Annotated in this window: 13 protein-coding genes; 9 read left to right on the top strand and 4 right to left on the bottom strand. The window is 71.3% G+C overall.

Annotated features, from left to right (window positions below):
• Positions 1 to 8 precede the first annotated feature (8 nt).
• Together BU204_RS18535 and gltB are read right to left on the bottom strand one after the other, a co-directional pair.
• Entirely contained in the window at positions 9 to 1,523 is a 1,515-nt protein-coding gene (locus BU204_RS18535; protein ID WP_075126945.1) for a glutamate synthase subunit beta, read from the bottom strand.
• Positions 1,516 to 6,084 carry a glutamate synthase large subunit gene (gene gltB, locus BU204_RS18530; RefSeq protein WP_075126944.1) on the bottom strand — a complete coding sequence of 1,523 codons (4,569 nt, stop codon included), beginning with the start codon at positions 6,082 to 6,084 and terminating at the stop codon, positions 1,516 to 1,518. Before gltB ends, BU204_RS18535 begins: the two co-directional genes overlap by 8 nt.
• Before the next feature lie 373 nt (positions 6,085 to 6,457).
• On the opposite strand from gltB, the gene BU204_RS18525 reads away from it, so the two are divergent.
• The 6 genes from BU204_RS18525 to BU204_RS18500 all read left to right on the top strand — a co-directional run bounded on the left by BU204_RS18525 (position 6,458) and on the right by BU204_RS18500 (position 13,630).
• The gene (locus BU204_RS18525) at positions 6,458 to 7,840 is read left to right on the top strand and encodes a glycoside hydrolase family 16 protein (protein ID WP_075126943.1); all 1,383 of its coding nucleotides are present in this window, start codon (positions 6,458 to 6,460) and stop codon (positions 7,838 to 7,840) included.
• A 251-nt stretch (positions 7,841 to 8,091) separates the two neighbouring features.
• Positions 8,092 to 9,381 carry an ABC transporter substrate-binding protein gene (locus BU204_RS18520; RefSeq protein WP_075126942.1) on the top strand — a complete coding sequence of 430 codons (1,290 nt, stop codon included), beginning with the start codon at positions 8,092 to 8,094 and terminating at the stop codon, positions 9,379 to 9,381.
• Positions 9,378 to 10,376, top strand: coding sequence for a carbohydrate ABC transporter permease (locus tag BU204_RS18515; protein WP_083661415.1), 999 nt, complete (start codon positions 9,378 to 9,380; stop codon positions 10,374 to 10,376). Before BU204_RS18520 ends, BU204_RS18515 begins: the two co-directional genes overlap by 4 nt.
• A 1-nt stretch (position 10,377) precedes the next feature.
• Positions 10,378 to 11,241, top strand: a complete 864-nt coding sequence (locus BU204_RS18510; RefSeq protein ID WP_075126941.1) for a carbohydrate ABC transporter permease — start codon at positions 10,378 to 10,380, stop codon at positions 11,239 to 11,241.
• Positions 11,238 to 12,611 carry a GH1 family beta-glucosidase gene (locus tag BU204_RS18505; RefSeq protein WP_075126940.1) on the top strand — a complete coding sequence of 458 codons (1,374 nt, stop codon included), beginning with the start codon at positions 11,238 to 11,240 and terminating at the stop codon, positions 12,609 to 12,611. The genes BU204_RS18510 and BU204_RS18505 overlap by 4 nt, the downstream gene beginning before the upstream one ends.
• Complete coding sequence (locus tag BU204_RS18500) at positions 12,608 to 13,630, top strand: LacI family DNA-binding transcriptional regulator (RefSeq protein ID WP_075126939.1); 1,023 nt, start codon at positions 12,608 to 12,610, stop codon at positions 13,628 to 13,630. The genes BU204_RS18505 and BU204_RS18500 overlap by 4 nt, the downstream gene beginning before the upstream one ends.
• Here BU204_RS18500 and BU204_RS18495 read toward each other — a convergent pair whose 3' ends face one another.
• Both BU204_RS18495 and BU204_RS18490 read right to left on the bottom strand, forming a co-directional pair.
• Positions 13,631 to 14,251 (bottom strand): DJ-1/PfpI family protein, encoded by a 621-nt coding sequence (locus BU204_RS18495; protein ID WP_075126975.1) that lies wholly within the window; start codon positions 14,249 to 14,251, stop codon positions 13,631 to 13,633.
• An 11-nt stretch (positions 14,252 to 14,262) separates the two neighbouring features.
• Entirely contained in the window at positions 14,263 to 15,225 is a 963-nt protein-coding gene (locus BU204_RS18490) for a GlxA family transcriptional regulator (protein ID WP_075126938.1), read from the bottom strand.
• Between the two features lie 345 nt (positions 15,226 to 15,570).
• Between BU204_RS18490 and BU204_RS18485 the strand changes: the two genes are divergently transcribed.
• From BU204_RS18485 to BU204_RS18475, 3 genes are read left to right on the top strand one after another with little or no spacing between them, the layout of a single operon-like run.
• A complete protein-coding gene (locus tag BU204_RS18485; RefSeq protein ID WP_075126937.1) occupies positions 15,571 to 16,536 on the top strand; it encodes an ABC transporter substrate-binding protein in 966 nt (321 codons plus the stop codon).
• Entirely contained in the window at positions 16,536 to 17,585 is a 1,050-nt protein-coding gene (locus BU204_RS18480; protein ID WP_075126936.1) for a FecCD family ABC transporter permease, read from the top strand. The genes BU204_RS18485 and BU204_RS18480 overlap by 1 nt, the downstream gene beginning before the upstream one ends.
• A gap of 23 nt (positions 17,586 to 17,608) precedes the next feature.
• Positions 17,609 to 18,403, top strand: a complete 795-nt coding sequence (locus BU204_RS18475) for an ABC transporter ATP-binding protein (protein ID WP_075126935.1) — start codon at positions 17,609 to 17,611, stop codon at positions 18,401 to 18,403.
• Positions 18,404 to 18,437: the final 34 nt, after the last annotated feature.

Raw genomic sequence — 18,437 nt, 5'->3', positions numbered from 1 at the left:
CTCCCGGCTCACACCACCGCGAGCGGCAGCGCCGTCGGGTGTACCGGTGCGGGCAGGTCCGACGCGCCGGTCAGGTACGCGTCCACCGCCTGGGCGACCGAGCGGCCCTCGGCGATGGCCCAGACGACCAGGGACGCGCCGCGGTGCGCGTCGCCGCAGACGAAGACGCCTTCGGTGGAGGTCTGCCAGTCGGAGCCGCAGGAGAGGGTGCCGCGTTTGGTCAGGGACAGGCCCAGGCCCTCCAGCAGCGGCATCCGCTCCACGCCCTCGAAGCCGATCGCCAGCAGCACCAGGTCGACCGGCACCTCCTCGACGTGGTCGCCGACCGGGATGACCTCGCGGCGGCCCGTCTCCGGGTCCTTGCGGACGACCACCTCGCGCAGGCGTACCGACTCCACCCGCTCGGCGCCGACGAACTCCTCGACGGCCACGGCGAACCGGCGCTCCCCCGTCTCCTCGTGCACGGGGTAGTTGCGCAGGATCACCGGCCACACCGGCCACGGCGTGAGGTCCGCGTCGCGCACCTCCGGCGGGCGCGGGTACTGGTCGAGCTGGGTGACCGACAGCGCGCCCTGCCGGGTCGCCGTGCCGTAGCAGTCGGCGCCCGTGTCGCCGCCACCGATGATCAGCACGTGCTTGCCCTCGGCGGAGATCGGCGTGGGGCCGTCGCCCTCGCACTCCTTGTTCGCCGCGACGAGGTGCTCCATCGCGAGGTGGATGCCGGCCAGCGAACGGCCGGGGACCTCGGGCGCGTCCCGCCCCTGGAGCGCGCCGACAGCGAGGACCACCGCGTCGTAGGACTTGCGCAACGTGGCCACCGACAGGTCGCCCGGCTTGTCGCCGCCGACCTCGCAGCCGGTCACGAACCGGGTGCCCTCCTCGCGCAGCTGCGCCAGGCGCCGGTCGAGGACCTTCTTCTCCATCTTGAACTCGGGGATCCCGTAGCGCAGCAGGCCACCGAGCCGGTCGTCGCGCTCGTAGACGGTCACCTCGTGGCCGGCGCGGGTCAGCTGCTGCGCGGCGGCGAGACCCGCCGGCCCGGAGCCGACGACCGCGACCCGCTTGCCGGAGGACACCGCCGCCTGCCGCGCCCGCACCAGGTCCCGCTCCCAGGAGACGTCCGCGATCGCCTCCTCCACCCGCTTGATCGCCACCGGGCCGCCGGACTCCGGCGAGATCGACAGCACGCACGCCGCCTCGCAGGGCGCCGGGCACAGGCGGCCGGTGAACTCGGGGAAGTTGTTGGTGGCGTGCAGACGTTCGCTGGCCGACGCCCAGTCGCCGACGCGGACCAGGTCGTTCCACTCCGGAATCAGGTTCCCGAGCGGACACCCCGCGGATCCCGAGTGGCAGAACGGGATCCCGCAGTCCATGCACCGCGTCGCCTGGGCGCGTACCTGCCTGTCGCGCTCCTCGGCCGGCAGGTCCTGGTAGACCTCGCGCCAGTCGGACAGCCGCTCGGGCACCGGCCGCTTGGGCGCCTCGGCCCTGCCGTGCTTGAGAAAGCCTGATGGGTCAGCCACGCGAAGCCTCCATGACCGCCTTGTCGACGTCGCGTCCCTCGGCGGCCGCCAGCCGCATCGCCTCGAGCACGCGTTGGTAGTCGCGCGGCATCACCTTGGTGAACGACGCCGCACGTCGGGTCCAGTCACCCAGCAGCGACGCCGCCACCGCCGAGCCGGTGTACCTGTGGTGTGCGGTGACCACCTCGCGCAGCCACCGGAGGTCCTCCCCGGTCGGCCGCTGGAGCTCCACCATGGCGGTGTTGACCATCTTCTTGTTCAGGTCGAGCACGTAGGCGATACCGCCGGACATGCCCGCGGCGAGGTTGCGACCGGTCGGACCGAGCACCACCGCCCGACCGCCGGTCATGTACTCGAACGCGTGGTCGCCGACGCCCTCGGCGACCGCGACCGCGCCGGAGTTCCTGACGCAGAACCGTTCCCCGACGCGGCCGCGGAGGAAGAGCTCGCCGCCGGTGGCGCCGTAGCCGATCACGTTGCCGCCGATCACCTGCTGCTCGGCGGCGAACGGGGAGTCGGGGTGGGGCCGCACGATGATCCGTCCGCCGGACAGGCCCTTGCCGACGTAGTCGTTCGCGTCGCCGACGAGGTCCAGGGTGATGCCGGCCGGCAGGAACGCGCCGAGCGACTGCCCGGCCGAGCCCTCGAGTCCGATGTGGATCGTGTCGTCCGGCAGGCCCTCCCCGCCGTAGCGGCGGGTGACCTCGGAGCCGAGCAGCGTGCCCACGGTCCGGTTCACGTTGCGCACCGGCAGTTCCAGCCGAAGCGGGTGCGCGTCCTCGAGCGCGGCCTCGGCGAGCTGGATCAGCGTGCGGTCCAGCGCCTCGGCCAGCCCGTGGTCCTGCGGACGCACCCGGCGCCGCGCGCTGCTGTAGCCGGTGTCGGGCACCGCGAAGATCGGCGTGAGGTCGAGCCCGCGCGCCTTCCAGTGCTCGACGGCGTCGTCGACGTCGAGCAGCTCGGCGTGCCCGATCGCCTCGTCGAGCGTGCGGAACCCGAGCTCGGCCAGCAGCTCCCGTACCTCGTTCGCGACGAAGTGGAAGAAGTTCACCACGTGCTCGGCCTGGCCGGTGTACCGCTCGCGCAGCGCCGGGTCCTGCGTCGCCACGCCGACCGGACAGGTGTCCAGGTGGCACACCCGCATCATCACGCAGCCGGCCACGATCAGCGGTGCGGTGGCGAAGCCGTACTCCTCGGCGCCGAGCAACGCGGCGATCACCACGTCCCGGCCGGTCTTCATCGCCCCGTCCACCTGGACGGTGATCCGGTCGCGCAGGCCGTTGAGCATCAACGTCTGCTGGGTCTCGGCGAGGCCGACCTCCCACGGCGTGCCCGCGTGCTTGAGCGAGTTCAGCGGGGAGGCACCGGTGCCGCCGTCGTGCCCGGAGATCAGCACGACGTCCGCGTGCGCCTTGGACACGCCCGCGGCGACCGTGCCGACACCCAGCTCGCTGACCAGCTTCACGTGGACGCGAGCCTGCTCGTTGGCGTTCTTGAGGTCGTGGATGAGCTGGGCGAGGTCCTCGATGGAGTAGATGTCGTGGTGCGGCGGCGGGGAGATCAGACCGACGCCGGCGGTGGAGTGCCGGGTGCGGGCGATCCACGGCCACACCTTGTTCGGCGGCAGCTGCCCACCCTCGCCCGGCTTCGCGCCCTGTGCCATCTTGATCTGCAGGTCGGTCGCGTTGACCAGGTACTCGCTGGTGACGCCGAACCGCCCGCTGGCGATCTGCTTGATCGCCGACCGCCGCTCCGGGTCGTAGAGGCGGTCGGTGTCCTCGCCGCCCTCGCCGGTGTTGGAGCGCCCGCCGATGCGGTTCATCGCGATCGCCAGCGTCTCGTGCGCCTCCGCGCTGATCGAGCCGTAGGACATCGCGCCGGTGTTGAACCGGCGGAGGATGTTCTCCACCGGCTCCACCTCCTCCAGCGGCACCGGCGTGCGCTCCTCGGTGCGCATCCGGAACAGCCCCCGCAGGGCGCCACCCTCGCGGTTGAGGCGCTCGACCTCGTCGACGTAGCGGCGGTAGACCTCCTCCTTGCGGGTCTTTGTCGCGTGCTGCAACAGGAAGACGGTCTCCGGAGTGAACAGGTGCAGCTCGCCCTCGCGCCGGTAGGCGTACTCGCCGCCGGCCTCGAGCCGCCGGTGTGCCCGGTCGGTCGGGTTCTCCGGGTAGGCCCGGCGGTGCCGCAGGGCCACCTCCTCGGCGATCACGTCGAGGCCGACGCCGCCGAGCTTGGAGCTGGTTCCGGTGAAGTACTCGTCGAGGACGTCCTGCGCGAGCCCGAAGGCCTCGAAGACCTGGGCCGCGGTGTAGGCACCCACCGTCGAGATGCCCATCTTGGACATGATCTTCAGGACGCCCTTGACCAACGCCGTGACGTAGTTGCGGATCGCCTGGGCGGGCTCGACACCGCTGACCACGCCGCGGCGGATCTGGTTCTCGATCGTCTCGAACGCCAGGTACGGGTTGACCGCCGCGGCGCCGTAGCCGAGCAGCAGCGCGACGTGGTGCACCTCGCGTGCGTCACCGGTCTCCACCACCAGCGCGACCCGCAGGCGCTCCTTGGTGCGCACCAGGTGGTGGTGCACGGCGGACACCAGCAGCAGCGACGGGATCGGGGCCATCCGGTGGTCGGAGTCCCGGTCGGAGAGCACGAGGATCCGCGCGCCGGCCGTGATCGCCTCGGAGGCCTCCCGGCGCACCCGGGCGACGGCCTCCACCAGCGCCTCGCCTCCGCCGTCCACTTCGTACAGTCCGTTGACGACCGTCGAGGCGAAGCCGGGCATGTCGCCGTCGTCGTTGACGTGGATGAGCTTGGCGAGCTCGTCGTTGTCGATGACCGGGTACGGCAGCTGGATGTGCCGGCAGGAGGCCGGGTTCGGCTGCAGCAGGTTCTGCTCGGGGCCCATGATCCGCTCCACCGAGGTGACGATCTCCTCGCGGATCGCGTCCAGCGGGGGGTTGGTCACCTGGGCGAAGTTCTGCTTGAAGTAGTCGTAGAGCAGCCGTGACCGCTGCGACAGCGCGGCCGGCGGGGTGTCCGAGCCCATCGAGCCGATCGGCTCGGCACCGGTCAGTGCCATCGGCGCGAGCAGGATCTTGAGCTCCTCCTCGGTGTAGCCGAAGGAGAGCTGGCGGCGCAGGACGGACTCGTTGGTCTGCACGACGTGCTCGCGGTCGGGCAGGTGCGCGATCTTGAGCAGCCCGGCGTGCAGCCACTCCTCGTAGGGCAGCTCCGCGGCGAGCGCGGTCTTGATCTCGTCGTCGTCGACGATCTTGCCGGCCGCGGTGTCCACCAGGAACATCCGGCCCGGCTGGAGGCGCCCCTTGGCCACGACCTGGTCCGGCGGCACGTCGAGCACGCCGGTCTCGCTGGCCAGCACGACGCGGTCGTCGCGGGTCCGCCACCACCTGGCCGGGCGCAGGCCGTTGCGGTCGAGCACCGCTCCGACCAGCGTTCCATCGGAGAAGGTGACGCTGGCGGGCCCGTCCCACGGCTCCATCAGGCTCGCGTGAAACCTGTAGAACGCCTTCCGCTTCGGGTCCATCGCGGTGTTGTTCTCCCAGGCCTCCGGGATCATCATCAACACCGAGTGCGGCAGCGACCGCCCGCCGAGGTGCAGCAGCTCCAGGACCTCGTCGAAGGAGGCGGAGTCGGAACCGTCGGGGTCGCAGATCGGGTAGAGACGGCTCAGGTCGCCGGGGATCCGGTCGCTGGCCAACAACGCTTCGCGGGCCCGCATCCGGTTGCGGTTGCCGCGGATCGTGTTGATCTCACCGTTGTGCGCGACGAACCGAAAGGGGTGGGCCAGCGGCCAGGAGGGGAACGTGTTGGTCGAGAACCGGCTGTGCACCAGGGCGATCGCGCTGGTCAGCCGCTCGTCGGTGAGGTCGGCGAAGAACACCGGCAGCTGCGCGGTGGTCAGCATTCCCTTGTAGACGAGCGTGCGCGCGGACAGCGAGGGGAAGTACACCCCGCAGCCGGCCGCGACGCTCTCGTGCTCGGCACGCTTGCGCAGGCAGAGGGTCAGCCGGTCCAGCTCGATGCCGGCCGGCCGGTTGCTCGAGGCACCCGCCCGGGCGGTCACGAACGGCATGGCGAAGTACGGCATGACCGACAGCGCCGTCGGTCCGACGTCGGCGGCGGTGGGGGCGACCGGCACCTCGCGCCAGCCGAGCACCTCCAGCCCCTCCTCGCCGGCGACGCGCTCGATCAGCGAGACGGCGTTGGCCCGCTGGTCGGGGTCCTGGGGCAGGAACGCGAGCCCCGTCGCGTAGGTGTGCGCGCCCTGCTCGTCGGGCTCGGGCAGGTCGAAGTCGACTACGGCGCGGAGCAGCTCGTCGGGCAGCTGGAGCAGGATGCCCGCCCCGTCGCCGCTGGTCGGCTCGGCGCCCGCGGCCCCTCGGTGCTCGAGGTTGGCCAAGGCGACCAGGGCGTCGGTGACGATCCCGTGGGACCGGCGACCCTGGATGTCGGCGACCATCGCCACGCCACACGCGTCACGCTCAGCATCGGGGTCGTAGAGACCCTGCGCAGTGGGAATGGCAGAAAAAATCACGCGTCGACCTCCCTCGTCGTCCTCGCGCTCAGTGGTGGTACCTGGGCGCGGGACGCCAGTGGCCCGCGTGTTGACGCGAGCTTAACAGTCCCGAAACCCAGTGAGCTACGCGTCGAGCGTGGAATCGAGGGCATCGGGTGTAACGATTTGCCTGATCCACGCGATATGCGGGCCCCCGCCCCGGGTGAGGGACGTCCGGCCGGTCGGCTCCGAGCTACTCCAGGGTAACCGAGCATGGGGGAAAGGGAAGCGTGACGCTGAGTGAGCACCGGTTGACATCCGGACGTGAGAGCGCTTCCATTGGCACCGGCAATATCTGCGGCCTGCATAGGCACTCGGAACCCTGCCCGAGCGTGACGAGGAGGTCACCGCCATGCCCCAATCTCCCCCTGCCCACCGCCGGCTGTCCCGACTATCCGCCATCGGCGCCGCCGTCGCGGTGGCCGTGCTCCCCCTGGCCGCCCCCGCGCAGGCCGCCATCCCGCCACCGGACCCCGGCTGGACCCAGGTCTGGGGTGACGACTTCACCGGCGCGGCGAACACGCTCCCCTCCAGCGCCAACTGGATCATCGACCTGGGTCACGGCTATCCCGGCGGTCCGGCCAACTGGGGCACCGGCGAGATCGCCGCGCACACCAACAACCCCGCGAACCTCAGCCACGACGGCGCCGGAAACCTGCGCATCACCCCGCTGCGCGACGCCGCCGGGAACTGGACCTCCGGGCGCATCGAGACCCAGCGGTCGAACTTCCGGCCGCCGGCCGGCGGCGTGCTGCGCATCGAGGGCCGGATCCAGATGCCGAACGTGACCGGCAACGCCGCCCTCGGCTACTGGCCGGCGTTCTGGGCGCTCGGCTCGCCCTACCGCGGCAACTACTGGAACTGGCCGGGTATCGGCGAGTACGACATCATGGAGAACGTCAACGGGATCAACTCCGTCTGGGGCGTGCTCCACTGTGGCGTCTCGCCCGGCGGGCCGTGCAACGAGACCAACGGCATCGGCGCGAGCCGCGCCTGTCCCGGCGCGAGCTGCCAGTCGGCCTTCCACACCTACCGCTTCGAATGGGACCAGAGCGTCTCGCCCAACCAGCTCCGCTGGTACGTCGACGGCCAACAGTTCCACAGCATCAGCCAGAACCAGCTGCCGGCCGACACGTGGAACCAGATGACCAGCCACGCCGGCTACTTCATCATCCTCAACGTCGCCATGGGCGGCGGCTTCCCCGACGGTGTCGCCGGCCGGGCGACGCCGGTGCCCGAGACCGTGCCCGGCCGCTCGATGCTGGTCGACTACGTGGCGGTGTGGACCCGCGGCGGAGGCGGCCAGGAGCCGCCGCCGCCCGGCGGCAACGCCTACGAGCGCATCCAGGCCGAGGGCTTCCAGCAGCAGAGTGGGCTGTCCACCGGCACCACGACCGACGTCGACGGTGGCGGCTACGTCGGCTGGGCCGCGAACGGCGACTGGGCCCGGTACAACCGCATCGACTTCGGCTCGACGCCGGCCAGGCAGTTCGTGGCCAGGGTCGCCTCCGGGGCGGCCGGCGGGGTCAGCGGGTTGGTCGAGGTGCGGCTGGGCTCGCCGACGGCGACGCCGATCGGCAGCTTCTCGGTCGGCAACACCGGCGGCTGGGAGAGCTGGCGCACGGTGCCGGCCAACATCAGCCCGACGACCGGCGTGCACGACGTCTACCTGACGTTCAGCAGCGGCCAGCCGGCCGACTTCGTGAACGTCAACTGGTTCAACTTCGCCCGCTGATCCCGGCGCGGCACCGACAGCGGTCCGCCTGACCAGATGGCCACCTGGAAACGGATCGCCCGCCGGTTCTCCCGCACCCCGTCCCTTGGTGCGGGAGAACCGGTTCCCCGGCTCGGCAACAGCCCGGTTACGAACTCTTGACATGCGCATGTGGGGACGACATTCTTCGGGCGTTCATGAGAGCGCTCTCACGTTCGAACCGCGACACACCACAGCGACGTGGCCGGTCGGCCGGCCGCAGGAGGCCCCACATGCGAACGTCACGACGACCCGCGCGCGCTATGGCGGCGCTCACCGCGGCCAGCGCCCTCGTGCTCGCCGCGTGCGGGAGCGGCGAGGAGGGCGCGGACCCCAACGGTGAGATCACGTTGACGGTCAACGTCTTCGGCGACAGCTTCTCGTTACCGGACAACCGGTCGCTCTACGACGAGTACGAGCGCCAGCACGACAACATCAAGATCGTGGAGAACCGGAGCGACTTCGGTACCCACCACCAGAACCTCCAGGCCAGGCTGACCGCCGGCTCCGGCGCGGCCGACCTCGAAGTGATCGAGGTCGGGCAGATCTCGGGCTACATCGGCCAGCCGGACAAGTTCGTCAACTTCCGCGACCAGAACGTGGACACCGGGCAGTGGACGGAGTCGACGGTCCAGCGGGCGTCCACCGTGGACGGGAACACGCTGATCGGCCTGCCGACCGACATCGGCGGCCTCGCGATCTGCTACCGCAAGGACCTGTTCGCCGCCGCCGGCCTGCCCACCGAGCGGGACGAGGTGTCCGCGCTGTGGAGCACGTGGGAGGACTACGTCGCCGTCGGCGACCGGTTCCTGAGCAAGTCGCCGAAGGTCAAGTGGTTCGACGCGGGCGGTCACGTGTTCACCGGCATCATCGGCAACGAGGAGGAGACCTACTACAACGCCGAGGGTGACCTCGTCGTCGAGGAGAACCAGGCCGTCCGCGACGCCTGGGACCTGTCGGTGCAGGCCATCGAGAAGGGCCAGTCCGCCGCGTTGGCGGAGTTCTCGCCCGAGTGGAACACCGGTTTCCAGAAGGGTCAGTTCGCCACGGTCACCTGCCCGGCGTGGATGATGGGCTACATCCAGGCCAACGCCGCCGACACCAAGGGCAAGTGGGACATCGCGAAGATCCCCGGCGGCTCGGGCAACTGGGGCGGCTCCTATCTGACGGTGCCCAGCCAGGGCGCCAACACCGAGGCCGCCGTCGAGCTCGCCAAGTGGCTGACCGCTCCCGAGCAGAACATCAAGCTGTTCAAGATGATCGGCAACTTCCCGAGCCAGACCAGCACCTGGACCGAGCCCGAGGTCGCGGACTACACCTCGGAGTTCTTCTCCAACGCACCGGCGGGCAAGATCTTCCCCGAGTCGCTGGAGAACGCGCCGGTGCAGATCTACGGCCCGGAGAGCGGGGTCATCGGCAACACCTTCGCCGGCGCGCTGAACAGCGTCGAACAGGGCACGGATCCCGACGAGGCCTGGGAGTCGGCGATGAACGACATCAAGGCCGCCGCGGGCGAAGGATGACAGCCGACCTGGACCACCGGGGGGCGCCGCCGGGACAGACCCGGCGGCGTCCTCCGGGACAGGCGTCGCCGCACCGGCAGGCCTGGCGCTCCCGTCTCTACCGCCTGGACGTCAAGGGCTCGCCGTACCTCTACATCTTCCCGTTCTTCGGGCTGTTCGCGGTGTTCGGCCTGTTCCCCCTGATCTACACGGCGGTCATCTCGACGACGTCGTGGAGCCCGCGCCGGCCCGGCAGCGAGGACACCTCGGTCGGGTTGGAGAACTACCAGAACCTGCTCGGCGACGAGAACTTCCACAACGCCCTGCTCAACACGTTCGGCATCGGCCTGGTCTCGACGGTGCCGCAGCTGTTGCTGGCGCTGGGGATCGCGCACCTGCTGAACTACAAGCTGCGCGGCCGGCTGTTCCTGCGAATGGGCGTGCTCGTCCCCTACATCACCTCGGTCGCGGCGGTCGCGCTGATCTTCAACCAGATGTTCGCCCGGGACTTCGGGCTGCTGAACTGGTTCCTCCAGCCCTTCATCGAGAACCCGATCGACTGGCGGGCGGAGAAGTGGAGCTCCTGGCTCGCCGTCTCGGCCATGGTGACCTGGCACTGGACCGGCTACAACGCGCTGATCTACCTGGCCGCGATGCAGACGGTCCCCTACGAGCTCTACGAGTCGGCCTCGATCGACGGCGCGAGCAAGTGGCAGCAGTTCTGGCACGTGACGATCCCCAGCCTGCGCCCGACGATCATCTTCACCGTCGTCGTCTCCACGATCGGCGCGTTGCAGCTGTTCGCCGAACCGTTCCTGTTCGACACCACGCGCAACAACAACGGCGGCTCGGAGCGGCAGTTCCAGACCGTCGTGCTCTACCTGTACCAGCAGTTCTGGACCAACGGCCGGTACGGCTACGGGGCCGCGATCGCCTGGACGCTGTTCCTCGTCACGGTGGTCGTCGCGCTGGCCAACTTCCTGCTGGTGCGCCGGATCCGCTCGGCGGAGGACTGACATGACCACAACGGTCGCCACCCGACCCCGACGCCCCGTCAAGGATCCCGCCGCGGCCGGCCGTGGCGTGTACGTGATCCTGTTCGTGATCATCCTGTTCTCGATCTTCCCGCTCTACTGGTCGCTCGTGGTCTCCTCGCGGGACCAGTCGGCGGTCAGCAACTACCCGCCGCCGCTGGTGCCGGGGGGCAACCTCTGGGACAACCTGTCCACCGCGTTCGAGCAGGGCAAGTTCGGGCTGGCGCTGACGAACTCGGTGATCGTCGCCGGGACGATCACCGTGGCGGTGGTGTTCACCTCGACGCTCGCCGGGTTCGCCTTCGCCAAGCTGGCCTTCCGCGGCCGCAACGCCCTGTTCACCAGCGTCGTCGCGACGATGCTGGTGCCGACCCAGCTCTCGATCATCCCGCTGTACATCATGGTGACGCAGTGGTTCGGGTGGGCCAACGACCTGCGCGGGGTGATCCTGCCGGCCCTGATGAGCGCGTTCGGCGTGTTCTTCATGCGCCAGTACCTGTCCTCTGCGATGCCGACCGAGCTGCTCGAGGCCGGCCGGGTCGACGGGGCGAGCACGGCACGCATCTACTGGAGCGTGGTCCTGCCGGTGGCCCGGCCCGGCGCCGCGGTACTGGGCCTGCTCACGTTCATCACCTACTGGAACGACCTGTTCTGGCCGCTCATCCTGCTCAACACGCAGAACCCCACGGTTCAGGTGGCGATCGCCAACACGGCGAGCGGTATCGAGGTGGACTACTCGCTGGTGCTCGCGGGCACGGTGATCGCCACCTTCCCGATGTTGCTCGTGTTCCTGCTGCTCGGTCGTCAGATCATTGGAGGCATCATGCAAGGGGCGGTGAAGGGATGACAGGCAGGCTCACGTTCCCACCGGATTTCGTGTGGGGCGCTGCTACGGCCGCGTACCAGATCGAAGGGTCGACCACTGTAGACGGTCGTGGTCCGTCGATCTGGGACACGTTCGCGCACACGCCGGGTCGGGTTCTGGGCGGCGACACCGGTGACGTCGCCGCCGAGCACTACCGCCAGTTCCGCTCCGACGTCGCCCTGATGGCCGAGCTCGGCCTGCCGGCGTACCGGTTCTCGGTGTCCTGGCCGCGGGTGCAGCCGGGCGGCCGGGGACCGGCCAACCAGGCCGGGCTGGACCACTACGAGCGGCTGGTGGACGAGCTGCTCGGGCACGGCATCACCCCGGTGCTGACGCTCTACCACTGGGACCTGCCACAGGAGCTGGAGGACCTCGGCGGCTGGGGCGCCCGCGACACCGCGTCGCGCTTCGCCGAGTACAGCCGGCTGGTCGCCGAGCGCCTCGGCGACCGGGTTCCCATGTGGACCACGCTGAACGAGCCGTGGTGCGCGGCCTTCCTCGGCTACGCCTCGGGTGAGCACGCACCCGGCCACACCGACCCGGCGCTGGCCCTGCGCGCTGCCCACCACCTGCTGCTGGCCCACGGCCTCGGCGTCGAGGCACTGCGTGCCGAGCTGCCGGCCGGCGCCCAGGTGTCGGTCACGCTCAACCTCTCCGCGGTCATGCCGGGTGCGACCTCGCCCGAGGCGACCGACGCGGTGCGCCGCATCGACGGGCTGGCCAACCGGCTGTTCCTCGACCCGCTGTTCCGTGGCCACTACCCGGCCGACGTGCAGCGCGACACCTCGGCGCTGAGCGACTGGTCCTTCGTCGAGGACCGCGACCTCGCGGTGATCTCCCAGCCGCTGGACGTGTTGGGGATCAACTACTACGCGCCGACCCTGGTCGACGCCGGCGAGCCGAAGGAGGGGCCGTCGCCGTGGCCGGCGTGCGAGCACGTCCGGTTCGTCGACCAACCGGGGCCGACGACGGCGATGGGCTGGGCGATCGACGCGCAGGGGCTGCGCGCGGTGGTGCACCGGCTGCACGAGGAGTACGCCCCGATCCCCCTGATGATCACCGAGAACGGCGCGGCGTTCGACGACCAGCTGGCGCCCGACGGCGTCCGGGACCACGAGCGCATCTCCTACCTGCGCGATCACCTGACCGTCGTGCACCAGGCGATCGAGTCAGGGGTGGACCTTCGTGGATACTTCGTGTGGTCGCTGCTGGACAACTTCGAGTGGGCCTACGGTTACTCGAAGCGGTTCGGCATCGTCCACGTCGACTATCCGACACAGCGCCGGGTCTGGAAGGACAGCGCGTACTGGTACCGCCAGGTGATCACGACGAACGGCATCGACACGGCATGAGTGGGCTCTCGGTCGGGCGGCAGAAGCCGACCCTGGACACGGTCGCGGCGGAGGCAGGGGTGTCCCGTGCGACCGTGTCCAGGGTGATCAACGGCTCACCGCGGGTGTCCCCCGAGGTGAAGACCGCCGTGGAGACCGCCATAACGCGCCTGGGCTACGTGCCCAACCGGGCGGCCCGGAGCCTCGCCATGCGCCGCACCGACTCGATAGCCCTGGTCATGCGCGAGCCAGACGCCACGGTGCTCGCCGACCCCTACCTCGGCAACATCATCATCGCCACCAGCCAGGCCCTGGTCGGGACCGGCGTGCAGCTGGTGTTGGTGAACGCCCAGAACGACGCGGAACACTCGCGGCTGGCCGACTACGTCCGCAGCGGCCATGTCGACGGGGTGCTGCTGGCCTCGATGCACGACGACGACCCCCTCCCCCGGCTGCTGCTGGAGGCCGGCATCCCGACGGTCGTCGGCGGCCGTCCACAGCGGCACCTGCCCGGCCTGTCCTACGTCGACGTGGACAACGTGGGCGGCGCCCAGATGGCGACCGAGCACCTGCTCGCCTCCGGCCGGCGCCGCATCGCGACGATCGCGGGACCGCAGGACATGACGGCCGGCGCGGACCGCCTCGGCGGCTACCGCCGCGCCCTGGCCGACGCCGGCCGCAAGGCCGACCGGGTGGCCTACGGCGACTTCACCCGCGAGTCGGGCGAGCAGGCGATGGCGGCGCTGCTGTCCCGCCACCCCGACCTCGACGGGGTGTTCGCCGCCAACGACCTGATGGCCGTCGGCGCCCTGCGCGCCCTCCGCGCCGCCGGCCGCACCGTCCCCGACGACGTGGCCGTGGTCGGCTACGACGACATCGAGATGGCCCGCCACACCGAGCCCCCGCTCACCACCATCCACCAGCCGATCATCGACCAGGCCAGGACGATGACGGAGCTCCTCCTCACCCAGATCGGCGGCGACCCGGTAGGCGACCCGGTCGTCCTGCCCACGGAACTGGTGGAACGCGGCTCGGCCTGATCACCCCATCAGGGCCACGGCGGCGGCGAGGGTCTCCGGCGTGGCCCGGGCCGGCGAGCCGCTGTCGAACGGTGGCTGCGGGTCGTACTCGAGCATCAGCTGCACCACTCGCGCCACCTCCTCCCCCCACAGCGACGCGGCCAGCGTCAACCCCATGTCGATGCCCGCCGACACCCCGGCGGCGGTGATCAGCCGCCCGTCGCGGACCACGCGCTCGTCGCGCACCTCCACCCCGTACGCGGCGAGCACGTCATGTACGCCCCAGTGGGTCGTCGCCGGGCGGCCGGTCAGCAGACCGGCCTCGGCCAGGAGCAGCGAGCCCGTGCACACCGAGGTAGTCCACGTCGCCGTCGGAGACGCCGAGCGCAGCCAGCTCACCAGTGCCGTGTTGGCCAGCGCGTCGCGCCACCGGGAGCTCCCGGGCACGACGATCAGGTCCGGCCGGGGCAGCTCGTCGAACGCCGTGTCGGCGTGCAGGGTCAGGCCGTTGTCGGCCCGGACCGGTCCGACGCGGTCGGCCACGAAGTGCGCGCGCACCGACGCGTGGGCGGCGAGCGTCTCGTAGGGGCCGACCAGGTCGAGCGCGGTCAACTCGTCGTACAGCACGAAGGCGGTGTCCACCACGGGTCCTCTCAGTGTGCGGCCAGCGATGGCCGAAAACGTCGTCGGTACTCGGTCGGCCCGACGCCCAACTGCCGGTGGAACGCCCGGCGCATGGTCTCGGCGGTCCCGAACCCACACCGCGCCGCGACCACCTCCACCCCGTCCGCACCGCCGGTCAGCTCCCGGCGGGCAGCCTCCACCCGCGCCCGCTCCACGAACGCGCCGGGCGTCATCCCGAACTCGCGCTGGAACACCCGGGCGAAGTTGCGCGGGCTCATGCACGCACGCTCGGCGAGCACCTCGACCCGCAGGTCCGCCGCGAGGTTCGCCAGCACCCACTCCCGCACGTCGCCCAGCACCCCCCGCCCGCCGCCGGGCGGCGGCACCAGCGGACCGCGGAACTGCGACTGACCCCCCGGCCGCCGCACGTACCAGACCAGCCACCGCGCCAGCTCGAGCGACACCTCCCGCCCGAGGTCGTCCTCGACCAGCGCCAACGCCAGGTCCATCCCGCTGGTCACCCCGCCGGAGGTCCACACGTCGCCGTCCCGCACGTACAGCCGGTCCTCCTCGACCAGCACGTCCGGGTAGCGCCGCGCCAGCGCCCGGGCGGCCACCCAGTGGGTGGTGGCGCGCCTGCCGTCCAGCAGACCGACGTGGGCGAGCAGCAGTGCGCCGGTGCACACCGAGGCGACCCGACGCGAGCGCCGCGCCGCTCCGGCGAGCCAGCCGACCAGTTCCTCGTCGGCCAGGGCCAGCTCGACACCCGGGCCGCCGACCACCACCAGCGTGTCGATCTCCCCGTCGGGAAGCGGGCCGTCCGGGGTCAGCGGCAGGCCGCTGGAGGTCGTCACCCCCTCCCGCGCCACGACGTCGGCGACGTAGCTACCCGGGATCAGCTGGGCGGCGCCGCGGAAGACCTCGAGCGGGCCGGCGATGTCGAGCAGCTGCGCCCCGGGGTAGGCCACGAGGACGACCGGTCGGGGTGCCATGGCTCCATCCTGGGGAGGGGACAGGGCTGGCGGCAATGACAAAGACCCCTCGGTTCCTGCCACGCGTGGCAGTCCCCAACCGGGGTGGTAGCGTCCTTCTGCTGGTCAGCGAGCTGACCGGCGACGCGAACAGTTCGCCCGCCACCCGGCGGGCGGCAGGTGGTAGCGAAGTCCGGTGCGAACCCGGCGCTGTCCCGCAACTGTGGAGGCCCCGCCCGGCGGTGCCCGAGCCAGGTCGCCTACTCCCTCCCCGCGTCGACGCCAACCGCCCCCGGAGCAGGGATGCGGCGTCCGCCGCTTCGGGGGCGCACGCGACCGCGCCGGACGACACCCCGAGGTGGTCCCATGTCCGTACCCACCCCCAGGCGCGCGCGACGCCTGGCGGTCCTCACCCTGGCGAGCGCGTTCGTGCTGGCCGGCTGCGCCGAGCGCGCCGAGGAGCCGGCCCCGCCGAGCTCCAGCGCCGAGGAGGCCGCCGCCACGTTCCCGGTCACGCTCACCCCGGCCGAGGGCGAACCGGTCACGATCGAGGAGCGCCCGGAGCGCATCGTGTCGCTGTCGGCGAGCAACACCGAGACCCTGTTCGCGATCGGCGCCGGCGAGCAGGTGGTCGCGGTGGACGACCAGTCGACCTACCCGGAGGAGGCGCCGCGGACCGACCTGTCCGGGCTGACGCCGAACGTGGAGGCCGTCGTCGGCTACGACCCGGACCTGGTCGTGCTCTCCGACGACGCGAACAACCTGGTCGCCTCGCTGACCCAGCTGGACCGGGACGTGCTGATCGTGCCGGCGGCGGCGACCCTGGACGACCTGTACGAGGGCATGGAGCTGCTCGGTGAGGCCACCGGCCACGCCGAGGAGGCAGGCGACGTTGCCGAGCGCGTGCGCGGGGACCTGGAGAAGGTCGTCGCCGACACCCCGAAGCCGGACGAGCCGCTCAGCTACTACCACGAGCTGGACACGACCTTCTACAGCGCGACGTCCAAGACGTTCATCGGCCAGGTGTACGGCCTGTTCGGGCTGACCAACATCGCCGACCCGGCCGACAAGGACGCGGGTGGCTACCCGCAGCTGTCGGTCGAGCACATCCTGCGGTCCGACCCGGACCTGATCTTCCTGGCGGACGTGAACTGCTGCGGCCAGAACGCGCGGACCGTCGCGGCGAGGCCGGGGTGGAACGCGTTGACCGCGGTGCGCGAGGGCAACGTGGTCGAGCTCGACGACGACCTCGCCTCGCGCTGGGGACCGCGGGTCGTCGACCTGGCCGAGTCCGTCGCGGAGGCGGTCACGAAGGCGAGCCAGGGTCGCTGATGCTCGACCGCTCGAGCTCCGGGGTCCGCCCGACCAGGCTCGCCCCCGGCGTCCTGGTCGTGGCGGTCGTCGGGCTCGTCGCCGTGATGGCCGTGTCGACACTGCTCGGGGCGGCGAACCTGGGCTGGACGCGGGTCGTCGCGGAGTTCTGGGCCCAGGTCAGCGGCGGCGTGTCGCCGTTGTCGAGCACGGAGGCGGCCATCGTGTGGGAGGTGCGGCTGCCCAGGGTCGTGCTGGCCGGGCTGGTCGGTGCCGCACTCGCGATGGCCGGCGCGGCGTTCCAGGGCGTGTTCCGCAACCCGCTGGCCGACCCGTACCTGCTGGGCGCGGCCGCGGGCGCGGGGATGGCGGCGACGATCGTCGTCGTCGCCGCGCCCGCGGTGGTCGGGTGGGTGGTCGGTCCGCTGCCGCTCGCCGCGTTCGCCGGCTCGATCGGCGGTGTGACGCTGACCTGGCTGCTCGGCCGCTCGGCCGGCGGCGGGACGGCCGTGCTGCTGCTGGCCGGGGTGGCCGTGGCGTCGTTCCTGACCGCCATCCAGACGCTCGTCCAGCAGCTCAACACCGACACGATCCGCCAGGTGTACAGCTGGATGCTGGGCGGGCTGAACACGACCGGCTGGCGGGAGGTGCTGGTCACGCTGCCCTACATCGTGCTGGCCGCCGCGGTGCTGTGCCTGTGCGCGCGCCTGCTCGACGTGCTGGGCGTCGGCGACGACGAGGCGGCCTCGCTGGGCGTGCACCCGGGCCGGGTGCGGATCGTGGTGCTGCTGGCGGCGTCGCTGGCGACCGCGGCGGCCGTGGCGGTGAGCGGGTTGATCGGGTTCGTGGGGATCGTGGTGCCGCACGTGGTCCGGCTCCTGGCCGGGGCGAGCTACCGGGTCGTGGTGCCGTTGTCGATGCTGGGCGGCGGGATGTTCCTGATCGTCGCCGACCACATCGCCCGGACCGCGTTCGCGCCGGCGGAGCTGCCGATCGGCGTCATCACGGCGTTCACCGGAGCCCCGTTCTTCCTGCTGGTGCTGCGGACGAACCGGGGCCAGCTCCGATGAGACCCTCCCGTGGAGGCGGCGCGGTGCTGGAGCTTCGGGCGGTGTCGGTGCGGTACGGGCCGCGGGCGGTGGTCAGGTCGGTGTCACTCGACCTGCCGGCCGGGAGCTGGCTGGCCGTCATCGGCCCGAACGGGGCCGGGAAGTCGTCGCTGCTCAAGGCCGTCGCCGGGCTGGTCGCCCACGACGGCGAGGTCCTGGTCGGCGGGCGGCCGTTGGGCGGTCTGACGAGCCGGGAGCGGGCCCGCGCGGTGGCGTACGCGCCGCAGACCCCCGAGCTGCCCGACCGGCTCACGGTCACCGACTACGTGTTGCTGGGGCGCACCCCGCACCTGCCGCCGCTGGCCAGGGAGCGCCGCTCGGACCTGGTCGTCGTGGAACAGGTTCTGTCCCGTTTGGACCTTTCGACGTTGGCCGACCGTCCTTTGAGGACCTTGTCGGGCGGCGAACGGCAGCGAGCGGTACTCGCGCGGGTGCTCGCCCAGCAGGCGGGCCTGCTGCTGCTCGACGAGCCGACGACCGGGCTGGACATCGGGCACGCCCAGGCGCTGCTGGAACTGGTCGACCGCCTGCGCACCGAGGAGGGCGCGACGGTGGTGTCGACGCTGCACGACCTGACCCTCTCCGCCCAGTACGCGGACCGGCTGCTGCTGCTCGACGGAGGGCGGGTGGCGGCCGCCGGAAGCCCGGCCGAGGTGCTCACGAGGGAGACCGTCGAACGCCACTACGAGGCGAGGGTGGAGGTGCTGCACACGGCGGCGGGCAACGTCGTCATCACCCCCACCCGCCACCCGGCCACCCCCGCCGGCGACCTCCGGTAGTGCCGCGGCTCTCTGCCGGCGTTTCGACTCAACT

Origin of the sequence: Actinophytocola xanthii (assembly GCF_001921205.1) — a bacterium.
GTDB classification, from domain to species: Bacteria; Actinomycetota; Actinomycetes; order Mycobacteriales; family Pseudonocardiaceae; genus Actinophytocola; species Actinophytocola xanthii.
The sequence above is the reverse complement of the archived record's forward strand: the minus strand, read 5'-3'. Positions and strand labels throughout refer to the sequence as shown.